The following is a 15,837-nucleotide window of genomic DNA, read 5'->3' on the forward strand; positions in this document are numbered from 1 at the left end:
CTATTTTAAAATAGCACTGTATTTTGAGTTATTGCTTAATAGTTCTGTTGCTGCTAAAATAGCTTCGTCATTATTTAAGTAATATTGGTACAGGCCATCTCTATAAAAATAGCGCTTTACTATTTCATCTTCTAAATTCTTTTGAATTTCGCTTTGGTATTTATCCAACGCATTAAGTTTGCCTTTTTCAATGTTGGCTAGCAACGTTTTGTAACTATCCTTAACATCTGACCCTAAAAAGTCGTTCTCGTCGCCTGAGAGTGCTTTTTTAATAGCTTGTTCCGCCTTAGTCTCAAAAGAGAAGCTACTTTGCTTTACATAATTTTTAAAAGCATTAAAATCGGCATCTGTAAATTTAAAATCGTTTACATCTGCATAACTGTGGGTGTAATGGTAGTCTGTGGCATAATCAAAAATGACATTGTTCTGTAAAAGTGCCAAGGTTAGATCATTGGTTTTAGAAGTGGCTACTTCAATATCTGGCAATATACCACCGCCATCTTGTACTTTTCTACCATTACGCGTAGTAAAATCATTGAACGTAGTATTACGAACGGCATTGCCACTTTCATCTCTGTTCCAATAATCCAATGATTGTATGCAACGACCAGATGAAGTATAATATCTAGAAATGGTAACTTTGAGTTGTGTACCGTAAGTTAATTTTAATGGGCGTTGTACCAAACCTTTACCAAAGCTTCTTGCACCCATGATCACTGCTCTGTCTAAATCTTGTAAACTACCAGATACAATTTCACTGGCAGAGGCACTGCTACCGTTTACTAAAACAACCAGTGGTATTTCTTCATCTACAGGTTGGTTGTTGGTGTGGTATTCTCGGTTGAATTTTTTAACCTTTGATTTTGTGGTAACCACCAACTCTCCTTTTGGAACAAATAAATTGGTAACATTAATAGCTTCAGATAGCAAGCCACCAGGGTTGTCCCTTAAATCCAAAATGATTTTTTCGGCACCTTTTCCTTTAAGGTCCAATAATGCCGCTTTAGTTTGATCGGTAGCTTTCGCATTGAATTTTGCAAGAACAATGTATCCAGTCTTATTATCTATCATTTTAAAGAACGGTACGGCATCTACCTCTATACCTTCACGGGTTATGCTGGTAGTTTTTAATTTGCCTTGTCTTTTGTAAGTAACGGTAACCGTAGATCCGTTAGCCCCTTTTAAAAGCTCACTGGCATTATTTTCAAAATCTGCTACTTTGATATCCCCGATCTGTATTAACTCGTCTCCAGCCTTTAATCCTGCTTTATCTGCCGGGTAGCCCTCATGTGGTTCAATGATTAATAATCTATCATCAAACGAACGAACCATGGCACCAATACCAGAATATTCACCTGCATTGTTTATACGATACGTTTCAACATCTTGTTCGTTCAAAAATTTGGTATAGGGATCCAATTCATTCAGCATATTTTTAATGGCGGTATCCATTAATTCTGCCGGGTTGGTTTCATCCACATAGTTCATGTTCAATTCTTTGAACAAAGTGGTAAAAATTTCAATTTGCTTAGCTATTTCGAAAAAATCACTTTTATAACTACTTCCAATGAAGAGAAAGGCAATGGCTATTATGGGTACAAGTACTTTTTTACTTACTATTTTTTTCATCAATTTGTAGCTTAAACTTGTTTAAAACGAGCTTCATTTTATGATCTAACTGCTCAAAGGTGGGCATATCCTTACCAAGGTATAAAAATAGAAACGCAAAGTTAGCATCTGTATTGTTAAAAACCTCTGCTTTATTACGTCTATAACTCTCTCTAAGTAAGCGCTTGATCCGGTTTCGATCCACTGCGCTCTTAAAATTTCTTTTAGATACGGTGACTGCTGATTTAATAGAAATCTCTTGCTTTTCCGTAGATAAATAAATCAATTTCAAAGGGTATACAGAAATACCCTTACCCTCTTCAAATAATTGGGTGATGAGTATTTTGCTTTTAAGTTTTTCCTTTTTTCCGAAGGATTGATCCATTATAAAAAGTGCATTAAAAAGAATTTGCCCCCAAGTTGGGGGCATAAATATCTTAAACTTTACAAGAACTTACTATTCTGCTTGCCAAACATTATTCTCTAAATTAACATCTGCCATTAATTGAGAAGGGTCTATCACTATGGCTTGAATAGAAGATATTGGTTTTTGAATCTCAAAATCATAAGTTGGATAAGCCCAAGCCCAATCTTTGATTACCGTTCTTTTAATACCCTCATAAGGGTTTTCCTTTTCACCGCGCATCATTTGTAAAGGAGCATAGAAAGTTTCTCTGCTGCCATCATTATACACAATCAATATATCTAAAGGCATTGGCATTAAGCCTATACGTTCTAAGGTTACTTTTGTAGTATTGTCTTCAGCGGTAACCGTTTTTATACCGTAATCAATAGTATTGGTAGTTTGTGTCCAATCTGTTAAATACCAATCTAACTCAACACCGGATATTTTTTCTGCAACACGTTTAACATCGTTTGGGACTGGATGTTTAAATTTAAATTCATCGTAATAGGTACGAATTGTTTCCATCAATTTATCTTGACCAATTACATAACCTAGCTGAGAAAGGAAAATAGATCCTTTACTGTATGCAGAAATGCCATATGCAAAGTTAAGTGCATAACGATCGGCATGTGTTGTTTGTGGCTGTTCTTTGCCTGACAACGCTAAGTTTCTATAACCTTTGTAAGTGCTCTCGAACGGATTTTCCTTGTCCAAATCCATTATTTCACTCATACAAAGTTTAGATATGAACGAAGTAAACCCTTCATCCATCCATTCATGCTTGCTTTCATTTGTTGCCAATATATGTTGAAACCAAGAATGTGCAAGTTCATGAGCCATTACACCAACCAAACTACCAAATTTGCGATCACCCGTAATTAAAGTTGACATAGCATATTCCATACCACCATCACCACCTTGAATAACAGAGTATTGGTCGTATGGATATTTACCAATATTCTTACTGAAGAACTCCATTGCCTCAATGGTCTTAGGCTGAAGATTTTTCCAGTTCTCTAATATTTTAGGATCATCCTTATACAAAAAATGTAACACAGGACCGTTAGGCACTTGTTGTATATCATGAATATAATCTGGATCTGCCGCCCACATAAAGTCATGTACCATTGGTGCCTTAAAGTGCCAAGTTAAGGTCTTACCTTTTTGCTTTTTAACTTTTGTACCGGGAGTTTCATATCCATGCCCTATTTCATCGGCATTTTGTAAATAACCAGTTCCACCAACGGTGTAATCTTTATCAATAGTCAATTTTACATCAAAATCTCCCCAAACACCTTGAAACTCTCTAGCTATGTACGGATCGGCATGCCAACCTTCAAAATCATATTCCGCTAATTTTGGATACCATTGGCTCATAGATAAGGCAACACCTTCTTCGCTATTTCTACCTGAACGTCTAATCTGTAACGGCACTTGACCATTAAATTCCATATTAAAAGTAGACTTGGCACCTGCAGGAATGGGTTTTGCAAGGTCAACCACCAATATAGTACCTTCTTCAGAAAAAGAAACTTCGCTACCATCTTGTGTCAAAGAAGTTGCATGTAAATAGCCTTGTTCACTTTCTGCAAGCAAAGCTATTCTACTTTTCTTATCAGCCGTTGTCATTCTACCATCTGGGTCGGCAATGTTCTGCAGGCGAATATCCATTTCACTACCAGGTTGAAAGGCATTGAAATACAAGTGAAAATATACTCTTTTAAGCTCATCTGGAGAGTTGTTGGTATACACTAGTTTTTGTGTGCCGGTATACTGAAAATTATCAACATCCATGTCTACGGCCATGGTATAATCTACATGTTGTTGCCAGTAATTTGTAGTATTTTGGGCAAATACTGCCATAGAGCATAAAGCCGTAAAAAATGTGAAAAATGATTTAGTCATCTGAGTTATTTATAATTAAAGTTTAATCTGACCTGCTGCAACTTTACTCGCCATTACCAAGGCGTTATACGCATTTGCAATTTTACCAGAGGTAGAGATTTCATCTAAAGAAGCACTTTTGCCGGTATTTTTACCTAAAACCACTTTTGTTTTAATTGGAAGTCCTGATTGTAAAATTATTTTCTTCACCTGTGCAGCCGTTAAACTTGGATATTGAGACATAACCAAGGCGGCAACCCCTGCAACACCAGGTGCGGCCATTGAAGTACCTGGAGAATATTCATAATCATTGTTTGGGTAAGTAGAATAGATATCTGTACCCGGGGCAAAAATATCGACATTTATTTTACCGTAGTTAGAATAGCTGGCTACAAGCTCTGACCCATATTTAGGGTTTAAAGCACCCACCGTAATTACGTTATCTGCAATTTCAGGTCCGTTGTTAACTTGGTCATTTGGGAAGTTGGCGTTAACAGGATTATCAAGATCGGCACCATCATTACCGGCAGCATGTACAAAAAGTACGTTATTATCTGCAGCATATTTTATGGCATCATAAACCCATTGTGCATTTGGAGAAAAAGACTTTCCAAAACTACCGTTTATAATACGTGCACCATTGTCAACGGCATATCTTATACCTCTAGCGATATCTTTATCATATTCATCTCCGTTAGGTACTGCCCTTATGCTCATAATAGCTACATTGTTGGCAACACCGTTAACCCCAATTCCATTATTACGTTCAGCACCAATAATACCTGCTACGTGCGTACCATGGCTCTCATCATCTACCCTGTTCATTGGGTTGCCGTTACCATAATCTACATCTGTAAAATCATAAGGATCATCACCAACGCTCTCACGACCGTTAAAATCTTTGTTTAGATTGTAGTTCAGTTGCTCCGTGTAATATTTGATACCGTTGTTCAATTCTTCAAGAACTTCAGGTATAGTATCTTTTATACCGAACATTTGATTTAGAATGGCAATATTACGCTGCATGGTTTCATCGGTAGCGGTAATAGTGGCTAAATCTTGTTTAGTATACGCATCCTTTTTCAAGTATTTCTTTACGTCCGCATCGGCATTTTTTACTGCCTGATATATAGATTCATATTGTTCTTTACCTTGAAGAGCTTCGTTATATTTAGAATCAAGTTTGGTTTTTGCCTTGGCTAAAGTTGCTGCATCGCCTATGTTTAAACGAAGCATACGAACATATTCCAATTGTTCATTATATGACTCTCCTAAGAAATTATAGCCATGTATATCATCTATATAACCATTACCATCATCGTCTATACCGTTACCGGGTTTTTCTTTTGTATTGGTCCATAAAACACCGTCTAGATCTTCATGGTCAAGGTCAATTCCAGAATCTAGGACTGCAACTATGGTTTTTGTTCCCTTTTTGTTTTTAATGATTTCAGCGTAAGCTTTATCTACACTCATACCCGGTATGGTATCTGTTACTAGATCCAAGTGTCCCCAATTATTTTTTTCAGCTGTTGTTAAATCTGAAATCTTTAAAGGAGTAGCATCAATGTTTTCTACTGGAGTAAGAATTAAACCGCTGCTAGTGGCTGTATTTGTGCTTCCGCATCCTGAAATTACGGCCGCTAATGAAAGGGCAAAGATTGATTTAAGAGATGTATTTGTCATATAAGGGAAAACGTTTAATTAATGTTTATCGTTAGAATTTAAAAGCGTAGAGTTAGTTGAAGAGCTCGTTGAAAGTATATACTTGATCTAACCTAACTCCTCTTTCTGTATGTTTTAGGGTACAAAGTTGATTGTGAGCATCGTGTTCAAAGAATAAGTAGTAGTTATTTTCCACAGCTTCATTTAAAAATATTTCTTTTTCGGTCATAGTAACCAATGGTCTGGTATCATAGCCAATAACATAGGGCAAGGGAATATGACCTACCGTTGGTATAAGATCTGCCATGTAGGCTATGGTTTTGTCTTGATAGGTAAATTGTGGTAACATTTGTTTCTCCGTATGGCCGTCTACAAAACGGATATCAAAACCAAGCGGACTGTTCTTTAAAAAGCTATTATCCGTTGGGTCAACAAAAGTTAGTTGTCCACTTTCTTTCATGGGATATAGGTTTTCTTTTAAAAAAGAAGCTTTTTCCCTAGGGTTAGGTTCGGTAGCCCATTTCCAGTGTTTTTCATTGGTCCAAAACTTGGCATTTTTAAAAGCGGGTTCATACCCCGTTCTATCTTTGTTCCATTGGATTGCACCACCAACATGGTCAAAATGAAGGTGGGTCAAAAAAACATCGGTAATATCATCTCTATGAAAACCATATTTATTTAAAGATGAGTCTATATTAAAATCTCCCCATCTGTAGTAGTAACCAAAAAACTGATCAGATTGTTTATTGCCCATACCGGTATCAATTAAAACTAACCTGTCCCCATCTTCTATCAAAAGACTTCTGGCGGCAATATCAATTAAATTGTTTTCATCTGCAGGATTCGTTCTTTGCCAAATGGTTTTAGGAACCACCCCGAACATTGCACCACCGTCCAACTTAAAATTACCAGTTTCAATGGGATAAATTTTCATAAGGGGCAAAATAGTAAAAGTGTACCAAATCTTATGATTATTAAGAAGATATTATAATTTAACCCTAGATAAAGGGTGTTTTTCTGATGTTTTCACTGAGTTGTGAAAGGTAGAAAATATGTTTTTACCAAAAGTTTAATCTTCAGCCAGTAAATCGCCTATTTTATGGTGTGCTAGAGGTTTGGTCAAATGCTTTTTAACAATAGCATATTCTTTTCCTCTTTCAGAATCTATAGAATCTATAGATGAGCTCAATATGTAAATTTTACAATGATTTACGAGTGTTTCCGGTAGCTTTAAATATTCATCTAAAAATTCAAAACCGTTCATTCCCGGCATTTTAATATCCAGAAATATAACATCTGGAAATGCTTGAGGATTATCAATTACCCCATTCAAGTGTGTTAAAGCTTCTTGCCCAGAGGTCATAGTGGTAATTTGAGAAATATTATCCTCTTTTGAGATAACGGCTTTATTAATGAAGTTATCTACGTCAGAATCGTCAATCAACAAAATATTAATATCCTTGCTCATATTATAATTTACCTGATTCATTTGGTATTGTTATTGTAAATGTTGAACCTTCGCCTATTTTAGATGTTACGTCTAATGTTCCTTTTAATTTTGTGATTACCTCTTTAACAATGAACAGACCAATACCAGAACCCATTACTTTAGAGGATACTCTATAAAACATTTCAAAAATTCTATTGATAACAACATCTTCAATACCTACACCATTGTCTGTTATGACTAAAATAGCTTCTTTTTCAGATGTCTTTACATGAATTTTAATAAAAGGTGACTCTTTATTAAGATCATGATACTTGATAGCATTTGAAATAAAGTTATTCAATAAAACCGAAACTCTTTTACTATCAGATACAAATTGAACTTTATCATGTATGTCAATGTCAATTTTAATTTTTTTAGTGTTTTCTAAATACCAAAAACTTTCAATAGACTGCTCTATTAAAGTACTAAAATTAATGGGTTCTAACTCAATATTTTTATGTTTATTTCTAGAATATTCAATAATATCTTTGATAAAACTATCCAGTCTTTCAATAGAAACCTCCATCATATCTATATGTTGATATAGTTTTGGATCTACGCCTTCCATTTTAATTAGTTGTATTAAGCCCAATACAGAAGATAATGGAGCTCTCAATTCATGTGAAGCACTGTATACAAAGCTATCTAGTTCTGAGTTGGTCTTTTGGAGTTCATTAAACTGTGATGCTAAGATTTCAGCGGTTTCTTTTCTTTTTGTATCATCATTTATGGTAACCAAAACTCTTGTTTGGTCTTTTATTTTTAAATATTCTTTTGATACCAAAACAGTTTTTTCCTGTCCGTTCTTGAGTGTTATTTTAAATTCTTCATTAGAAACTTTGCCTTTTTCTTGAAGTTGTATAATAGTAATGTTTCTTTTTTTAGTGTAATGCTCATTTAGAAATACAATACCAGAATCCATTATTTTTTTATTTATTAGGTCTTCTTTTGATACGTTCAATATATTGCAAACAGTAGTGTTTGCCTCTATTACTATTTCTTCTTCATCTAAAATGAGCATACCAATAAACTTATTTTCAAAAGCCTTGACAAATTTCTCTTGACTTTCTTTAAGTGCTTTCTCGGCAAGTACGCTTTTGGTAATATCCATAGCAGTACCTCTGTATATTATTGGGTTACCATAATCATCAAAAACTACTTCTGACGAAGCCAAAAAGTATTTGAACGTATTATTTTTTAGTTTTGATCTATAAATATTTGGTGAATGATGTTTATCACCTGGTTTAGATGATAAAATACTATCCATTAAATACAAATCTTCATGATATATAGTTTTCCTAACTAAATCTACGGTCATTTTAGTACTTGGGTCTATTTCATGTATGGCATACATTTCTTTAGACCATTCTACAACATCACCAGACATATCCCAATGCCAATATCCAATATTACCAATACGTATTGCGGCGTTCATTCTATTTTGCAGTTTTAATATCTCAAAATCAGCTTCTTTCTGTTTTGTGATATCTAGAATGGTCCCACGAATATTGATAGCCCTATTGTTAGCATCCCTTTCTACTTCAATTTCTACCATTAAATGCTTAATGGATCCATCTTTTATGATGATTCTATACGTAAAAGCATGAGTTGTTTTTTCTTTTAAAATTTGCCTTACATTCTTTCTATGCATGTCTAAATCATCCGGATGAATCAGACTTTCCAATAATGGTATATCTATGACCGCATCTTGTTCTAAATCATATATATCATACATCAATGGGGAGCAAATAAATACTTCAGATTCCATGTCAAAATCCCAATATCCAATTTTACCTATTCTTATGGCAGCATCCATTTTGCTTTGTAGAGCAAGAATTTCTTTTTGAGTTTTTTTACGTTCTGTGAGGTCAAATCCTATGGCACCTATGGCAATTGGTTGATTGGTTGTTTTGTCCTTAATGGAAAAACCAGAAAATTCTAACGGAATCGGATTGTTGTTTTTAAAATTTTTGAGTGGGACTTCACCAGTCCAAATTCCCTTTTCTTTTATGGTGGGTAAATGTTCATTTTCAATTATATTCTTATAATCGTCTTGAAAAAGGTCATAAATGGTGCCATTTTTTAAGTCATTGTCTTTAGGAAGGTTCATTAATTTTTTACCAGCATCATTTAAGAATAATGGTTTTCCATCCAAAGTTGCCAAACCAATAAAACCAGGACTATTTTCTATTACAGAGATAAGTCGTTGCTTTTCTTCATCTGCTTTTTTTCTATGGGTGATGTCTCTAAAAAATACAGATAGACCGTTTGAAGATGGGTATAGATGATTTTCAACCCACCTGTCCACATTTTCATGATATTGCTCAAAATGTGTATATACCTGCCTGGTCATAGCTCCTATGAAAATGGCATAAGCTTCGGAATTTTTAAAAGTTGGAAATTCGTCCCAAAGATTTTTACCGATCATTTCCTTAGCATCCATACCAACCACTTTGGCAGCCTTTGCATTAATATCCATAAAATTCCAATTGGCATCAAAACTTACGTATGCATCAGAAATACGTGCAGTAAATTGTTTATACCTTTTTTCACTTGCTGTAATGGCCAAGTTGGCATTCTTAGAATTGGTTTGATCTATGTAAATACATAGACTAAATTTTTCGCCTAAATATTCATAAGGTTCAACAGAAGTAATTAGGTGAAGGGTTTTACCGCTTTTAGATTTAAAATCTAATTCAATTTTATTGATTCTGTCAGTATTGATAAAGGCATTGTATTCAGAGTTTACTTGTTCTGTTTTTTCAATGTCAAAGAGATTAAGCTCTTGAATTGTTTTTCCTTTTATTTCTTCTAAAGTATATTCGATTAGATTAAGGAAATAGGAATTTGCATCTACAAATTTTTTGTGTTGATCTTTAATAACCATTCCAACAAATTGGTTATTATAGGCTTTACTGAATTTGACCAAATTTTCTTGGGCTATCAATTCTAGTTGCTTTCTTTGAGAAATATCTCTTACTATACTTAGAATAGTTGAGTTGCTTAATTTTTTGGCACTGACCTCTGCATAGAATACGGTACCGTCTTTTTTTAACAATTTGCTTTCTGTGCGTAGCGTTTTTCCTTCTAGAATTCTTTTATAGGTACGGGGCAATTTTAAAGATTCGTCTTTCAACGTTAAATCAGCAAGATTTTTGTTTAAAAGTTCTTCTTCGCTATAGCCAAACATATTTATACCGTATGGATTGGCATCTAGCACATTTCCTTTAAAATCATTTAAAAAAATTCCGTCAGAAGCCTCATTGATTAATAACTTATAACGTTTTTTACTTTCTTTTAATAGTGCTGTTTTTTCATCTACCAATCTTTCAAGTTTAGCAGGTTGCCGCATTAAAAACCAAGAAAGTAAGCCACAAACCGAAGCAAGTAAAAAGCCTAGAATAGAAAAAAGAACTGCGGTAGCGTATGATTTTGGTTTATTAGAATATACATATAATTTCCATTCCCCTTGGCTAGTGGTTAGTGGTAACGTAGTAATTCCGTCTTTGTAAATATTTTTAGAAACATAAAAGGTTTCTTCAGAGTTGTCAGAATTTATTTTTACAAGTTCATATGAAAAATCAGACTTACCTATAGAGTCTAATTTTACCGCATTTACTACGGTAGATAAACGCACAACAGCGGCAACAAAACCATTAAATTCTCCATTTTTATATAATGGTCTTCTACCGATGATTCCTGATCCACCTTGTCTTAAATAAATTGGTCCAGCAGTATAATAGTCTTTTCTTTCTAAGGTGGTTATGGCGCCAAATTTATTATCTGGATCGTCCAAAATATTTAATCCAATTACATCATTGTTTTTAAGCGGATAAACGTGAGTGATTATACCTTTTTCATTTACCAATTCTAATGCGTCAACAGCCTTGTTACTATTTAAAAGTAAGTAGGCTACACTATCAAAATTTTCTGGAATGCCATATTGATCAACAATAAATGCTAGAGTTTGTGTAGCATTGAAACTTTGACCTAGAACGTTTTGTAAATCAACTTTTAAATTTGATACCCGTTGTTCAATTTCTTGCTGATCTGTCTTTTGGTCTAATTGGTATTTTTGAAAGGCGATAAACTGTGTAATAACCAGAACTAGTAAAAATGACAAAAACCCATAAAATATTGGGTTTTTCAAAATTAAATGCTTTTCTGGAATAGACATTTTTGGTTATATGAGTTAATTGACCTATTCTATTATTTTTTTAATAGACTTTAAGATTTAATCCATAGTGGTAATTACGAAGTTATAAAAGTCTCGCCTATTATGATGTTTTTTCTGATACTTTTGTAAGATTAAACTTGGTGTATAAAACACATTTAATAATTGATATTGAAAGCAATACAGTTTTTTAAAAATTGCATGATACGTACCATAGTGCTATAGTTCTCTTTTGTTAAACGTAACACCTTTACACAATGGAATTTTAGAATTACCTATAAAATACAGCAATTATCTTAAACATTAGTTGGATATTTATTTCTTTTTATGGGTTAATTACGAGCTATAATTATAGTTAGTTTGGAATTTAAGGAGAATTAAACTGCTCCATATGGTGTAGTTATAATTGAGTATAAAATAGGGTTAAAAGGGGAAGGCGAGTAGCGTTGTATAGCTTTTAGGTATCTTAATTTTAGATGTAGAACAAACAACTGAAATGTTTTACAAATCAAATTATATGCTTTCCGTCCGTGTTTTATAATAATCGAAAAAACAAATGATATTAAAATAGGTGTTATGGGCTGTAAATTATGACGTTTACTGGTCTAGAATTGTTATTTTTATCTCAAAACAAATTAAATGCTAGAGCTTGCAGGAATTATAATTTTAGGAATACTTGCTCAATGGGTAGCATGGCGCTTAAAACTGCCTGCAATTTTACCTTTGATACTTATAGGATTGATTGTGGGACCTTTGTCCACGCTATATACCGAAGATGGATCTAAAATAATTGAACCAATTTGGAACGGTGATAAAGGACTTTTTCCTGGTGAGGGACTTTACTATTTTGTATCACTCGCCATAAGTATTATTTTATTTGAAGGCGGACTTACTTTAAAGCGCTCAGAAATAAAGAACATTGGACCGGTAATTACTAAACTGATTACACTGGGTAGTTTAACCACCTTTTTTGGGGCTGCATTGGCCGCATACTTTCTTTTTGGATTGTCATGGCAACTTTGTTTCCTTTTTTCGGCATTGATCATTGTTACAGGACCTACTGTAATAACCCCTATTTTAAGAAATATCCCGCTTAAAAAAGATGTATCTGCAATTTTAAAATGGGAAGGAATTCTTATAGATCCTATTGGAGCCTTGGCCGCGGTATTGGTATATGAATTTATAAGTGTCGGTGAAGGCCAAGCATACACCGTGACGGCGTTAATAGAGTTTGGAAAAATTCTGTTATTTGGTTTTACCTTCGGGTTTACCTTTGCACATGCACTTACATTTTTGATTAAAAAGAACTTTATACCACATTATCTTTTAAATGTAGTGTCCTTATCTGTGGTACTAGGTGTTTTTGTAATGTCCGATGTTTTTGCACATGAATCTGGTTTATTGGCAGTTGTTGTTATGGGTATGGTCATGGGGAATACAGATTTACCCAACATTAAGGAGTTGCTGTACTTTAAAGAGTCTTTAAGTATTCTTTTAATATCTATATTATTCATATTATTGGCTGCAAATATTGATATTGCCGATTTAGAATTGATATTCACCTGGAAGACCATAGCCCTTTTCTTATCAATAGTACTTATCATAAGGCCTCTTGGGGTATTTTTAAGTTCAATAGGATCTAATTTAAAATTCAACGAAAAACTTTTTATTAGCTGGGTAGGTCCTAGGGGTATTGTTGCTGCGGGTATTGCCTCATTATTTGGATCAAAGCTTTTATCTAAGGGCGAAGCTGGCGCAGAATATATTACACCCTTGGTATTTATGATTGTTTTGGGTACCGTTTTGTTAAACGCAACTACGGCCCGTGTATTCGCTAAATTAATAGGAGTCTTTTTAAATAAATCTGAAGGTATTTTAATTTTGGGTGCCTCTAAAGTTTCACGTTTAATAGGTGATTATTTACATAAAAACGATAGGCATGTTGTCTTAATTGACAATAATCAATCCAATATTGATAAGGCCACCAAACTAGGTTTAGAAGCTATATCTGCAAACATATATTCTGATAATTTGACAGATAATATAGAACTCAATGACATTGGCTATTTAATGGCCTTGACCCCCAATTCGGATATCAACAAATACGCAATCAACAAATTTCAAGATGCCTTTGGTGAAAATGGATCCTTTAGGTTGGTTGATGCCGATGAAATGTCCGACCCGGAAAACAACCCAAAAGAAGGGTTATTCTCGCATACCGATGACTTTATTAAGTTGACCGAAGCTGCTAGAAAATTCCCTGCAATACATGAAATAGAACTTCATGATACAGAGCATTATGAAGGGTTAATTGAAATTACCAAGGCCGATGCCGATATTGTACCATTATTTCTTTTAGATCCAGACGGCGACATACATATTATCACTGCATTTAGTAAGGACTTTACAGATATTCAAAAAGGCTATAAATTGGCATATTTGGGTAAAATGTTCCCTAATGAGGATCCTGATAAAGAAGCTCAATCGGAAACCGATGAGGTATAATGGGTTTACTGTTTTAAATAATGCCCCTTTTTGGTATTGTAAGAACTACAACGCGTTAAAAAAAAATATAGCCTATCTCTATATCCAGAGATAGGCTATTATAATTGTAAGATTTATTAAATACTAATCGTTTAGTTTCAATACGGCCATAAATGCTTCTTGTGGTATTTCAACATTACCCACTTGGCGCATACGCTTTTTACCTTTCTTCTGCTTTTCTAGAAGCTTTCTTTTACGAGAGATATCTCCACCATAACATTTAGCGGTTACGTCTTTACGTAAGGCCTTGATCGTTTCTCTGGAAATAATTTTTGAGCCAATTGCTGCTTGAATAGGAATATCAAACTGTTGTCTTGGTATTAGCTCCTTTAATTTTTCGCACATCTTTTTACCAATTGTGGTAGCACTATCAAAATGTATTAGTGCGGACAATGCATCTACGGTTTGCGAATTCAAAAGAATATCTACACGAACCAGTTTAGATTCACGCATACCTATTGGTGTATAATCAAAAGAAGCATATCCTTTTGACACTGTTTTAAGGCGGTCATAGAAATCAAATACAATTTCTGCCAAAGGCATATCAAAATTAAGTTCGACACGTTCCGTTGTCAAATAGGTTTGGTTGGTAATCTGCCCTCTTTTTTCAATACAAAGAGACATAACATTACCCACAAAATCAGACTTGGTAATAATGGTTGCTTTAATATATGGTTCTTCTACACGATCTATGGTAGATGGATCTGGTAGATCGCTTGGGTTGTTTACAATTAACGGAACTTCTGGGTCTTTTCTAGTAAACGCATGGTAGCTAACGTTTGGTACCGTAGTAATTACGGTCATATCAAACTCACGCTCTAAACGCTCTTGAATAATCTCCATGTGCAGCATTCCTAAGAATCCACAACGAAAACCAAATCCAAGTGCAGCACTACTCTCAGCCGCAAATACTAAAGAAGCATCGTTAAGTTGTAATTTCTCCATTGAAGAGCGTAGCTCCTCAAAATCTTCGGTGTCTACTGGATATATACCTGCGAATACCATTGGTTTTACATCTTCAAAACCACCTATAGCATTTTTTGTTGGGTTTGCAGAGTCTGTAATGGTATCACCAACCTTTACTTCACGGGCATCTTTTATACCTGTAATCAAGTATCCTACGTCACCAGTGTTTATTTCCTTTTTTGGGTGCTGGGTCAATTTTAAGGTACCTACCTCATCTGCAAAGTAACTTTTATCCGTTGCAACGAACTTTATTTTTTGTCCTTTTTTAATAGAACCGTTAACGACCCTAAAGTAAGTTTCTACCCCTCTGAAAGGATTGTAAACAGAATCGAACACCAAAGCTTGCAAGGCTTCATCAGAATTGCCTTTAGGGGCAGGAATTCTTTCAATGATTGCACTTAAAATTTCTTCTATACCAATGCCCGTTTTTGCAGAGGCGGGTATAACCTCTTCTGCCTTACAACCTAATAGGTCAACAATATCATCGGTAACCTCCTCTGGGTTGGCACTCGGTAAATCTACTTTATTCAATACCGGTATTATCTCCAGATCGTTCTCTAGTGCAAGGTATAAGTTAGAAATAGTTTGTGCCTGTATACTTTGTGCAGCATCTACTACTAACAATGCGCCTTCACAAGCTGCTATAGATCTAGAAACTTCATAAGAGAAATCTACGTGACCAGGGGTATCTATTAAGTTCAGTATATATTTTTCGCCTTTATAGATATAATCCATCTGTATGGCGTGGCTTTTTATAGTAATACCACGTTCTCTTTCAAGATCCATACTATCTAGTAGCTGTTCCTTTTTTTCTCGATCGGTAACAGATCCCGTATATTCCAATAACCTATCTGCCAAGGTACTTTTACCGTGGTCAATATGTGCAATAATGCAGAAGTTTCTAATGTTTTTCATAGCGGAAACAGTAATATTGATGCTTTTTATACCATAAATTATACTCGGTACAAAAGAGCAATTGCAAATATAATCTAATTTATAGCGCTAAACTTTAGTGGGCTTACCTATTTATTTATTGTATTTATAACTTTGTATTACATATATTGTAAAGAATTACGACAATATTATATTAAGATTTGACAA

At 34.4% G+C, this 15,837-nt stretch carries 9 protein-coding genes; 1 reads left to right on the forward strand and 8 read right to left on the reverse strand.

Features of this window, described 5'->3' with window-relative positions; all coding sequences use genetic code 11:
- From CSC80_RS06495 to CSC80_RS06525, 7 genes are all read right to left on the reverse strand, one after another.
- Window positions 1–1,629, reverse strand: a complete 1,629-nt coding sequence (locus tag CSC80_RS06495; RefSeq protein ID WP_071340776.1) for a S41 family peptidase — start codon at window positions 1,627–1,629, stop codon at window positions 1–3.
- Entirely contained in the window at window positions 1,610–2,038 is a 429-nt protein-coding gene (gene rnpA, locus CSC80_RS06500) for a ribonuclease P protein component (RefSeq protein ID WP_236973336.1), read from the reverse strand. The genes CSC80_RS06495 and rnpA overlap by 20 nt, the downstream gene beginning before the upstream one ends.
- A gap of 27 nt (window positions 2,039–2,065) precedes the next feature.
- Window positions 2,066–3,919 (reverse strand): M1 family metallopeptidase, encoded by a 1,854-nt coding sequence (locus CSC80_RS06505; protein WP_099190565.1) that lies wholly within the window; start codon window positions 3,917–3,919, stop codon window positions 2,066–2,068.
- 15 nt (window positions 3,920–3,934) lie between these two features.
- On the reverse strand, window positions 3,935–5,584 hold the full coding sequence (locus tag CSC80_RS06510; protein ID WP_099190567.1) for a S8 family peptidase: 1,650 nt from the start codon (window positions 5,582–5,584) through the stop codon (window positions 3,935–3,937).
- A 52-nt stretch (window positions 5,585–5,636) separates the two neighbouring features.
- Window positions 5,637–6,497, reverse strand: coding sequence for an MBL fold metallo-hydrolase (locus CSC80_RS06515; RefSeq protein ID WP_058104603.1), 861 nt, complete (start codon window positions 6,495–6,497; stop codon window positions 5,637–5,639).
- Window positions 6,498–6,632: 135 nt separating this feature from the next.
- Window positions 6,633–7,052 (reverse strand): response regulator, encoded by a 420-nt coding sequence (locus tag CSC80_RS06520; RefSeq protein ID WP_099190569.1) that lies wholly within the window; start codon window positions 7,050–7,052, stop codon window positions 6,633–6,635.
- Window positions 7,033–11,175 carry a PAS domain S-box protein gene (locus CSC80_RS06525; protein WP_180268583.1) on the reverse strand — a complete coding sequence of 1,381 codons (4,143 nt, stop codon included), beginning with the start codon at window positions 11,173–11,175 and terminating at the stop codon, window positions 7,033–7,035. Before CSC80_RS06525 ends, CSC80_RS06520 begins: the two co-directional genes overlap by 20 nt.
- 690 nt (window positions 11,176–11,865) lie before the next feature.
- Between CSC80_RS06525 and CSC80_RS06530 the strand changes: the two genes are divergently transcribed.
- Window positions 11,866–13,731 carry a sodium:proton antiporter gene (locus CSC80_RS06530; RefSeq protein ID WP_058104606.1) on the forward strand — a complete coding sequence of 622 codons (1,866 nt, stop codon included), beginning with the start codon at window positions 11,866–11,868 and terminating at the stop codon, window positions 13,729–13,731.
- 123 nt (window positions 13,732–13,854) lie between these two features.
- Here the strand turns inward: CSC80_RS06530 and lepA are convergent, their stop codons facing one another.
- On the reverse strand, window positions 13,855–15,651 hold the full coding sequence (lepA, locus tag CSC80_RS06535) for a translation elongation factor 4 (protein ID WP_058104607.1): 1,797 nt from the start codon (window positions 15,649–15,651) through the stop codon (window positions 13,855–13,857).
- Window positions 15,652–15,837 lie beyond the last annotated feature (186 nt).

The sequence above is a fragment of the Maribacter sp. 6B07 genome (assembly GCF_002700155.1).
Taxonomy (GTDB): domain Bacteria; phylum Bacteroidota; class Bacteroidia; order Flavobacteriales; family Flavobacteriaceae; genus Maribacter; species Maribacter dokdonensis.

Coding starts and splice junctions, on each gene's coding strand:
- rnpA (WP_236973336.1), bottom strand. CDS start 2,038: ATGCCCCCAACTTGGGGGCAAATTCTTTTTAATGCACTTTTTATAATG.
- CSC80_RS06510 (WP_099190567.1), bottom strand. CDS start 5,584: ATGACAAATACATCTCTTAAATCAATCTTTGCCCTTTCATTAGCGGCC.
- CSC80_RS06505 (WP_099190565.1), bottom strand. CDS start 3,919: ATGACTAAATCATTTTTCACATTTTTTACGGCTTTATGCTCTATGGCA.
- CSC80_RS06520 (WP_099190569.1), bottom strand. CDS start 7,052: ATGAATCAGGTAAATTATAATATGAGCAAGGATATTAATATTTTGTTG.
- lepA (WP_058104607.1), bottom strand. CDS start 15,651: ATGAAAAACATTAGAAACTTCTGCATTATTGCACATATTGACCACGGT.
- CSC80_RS06530 (WP_058104606.1), top strand. CDS start 11,866: ATGCTAGAGCTTGCAGGAATTATAATTTTAGGAATACTTGCTCAATGG.
- CSC80_RS06515 (WP_058104603.1), bottom strand. CDS start 6,497: ATGAAAATTTATCCCATTGAAACTGGTAATTTTAAGTTGGACGGTGGT.
- CSC80_RS06495 (WP_071340776.1), bottom strand. CDS start 1,629: ATGAAAAAAATAGTAAGTAAAAAAGTACTTGTACCCATAATAGCCATT.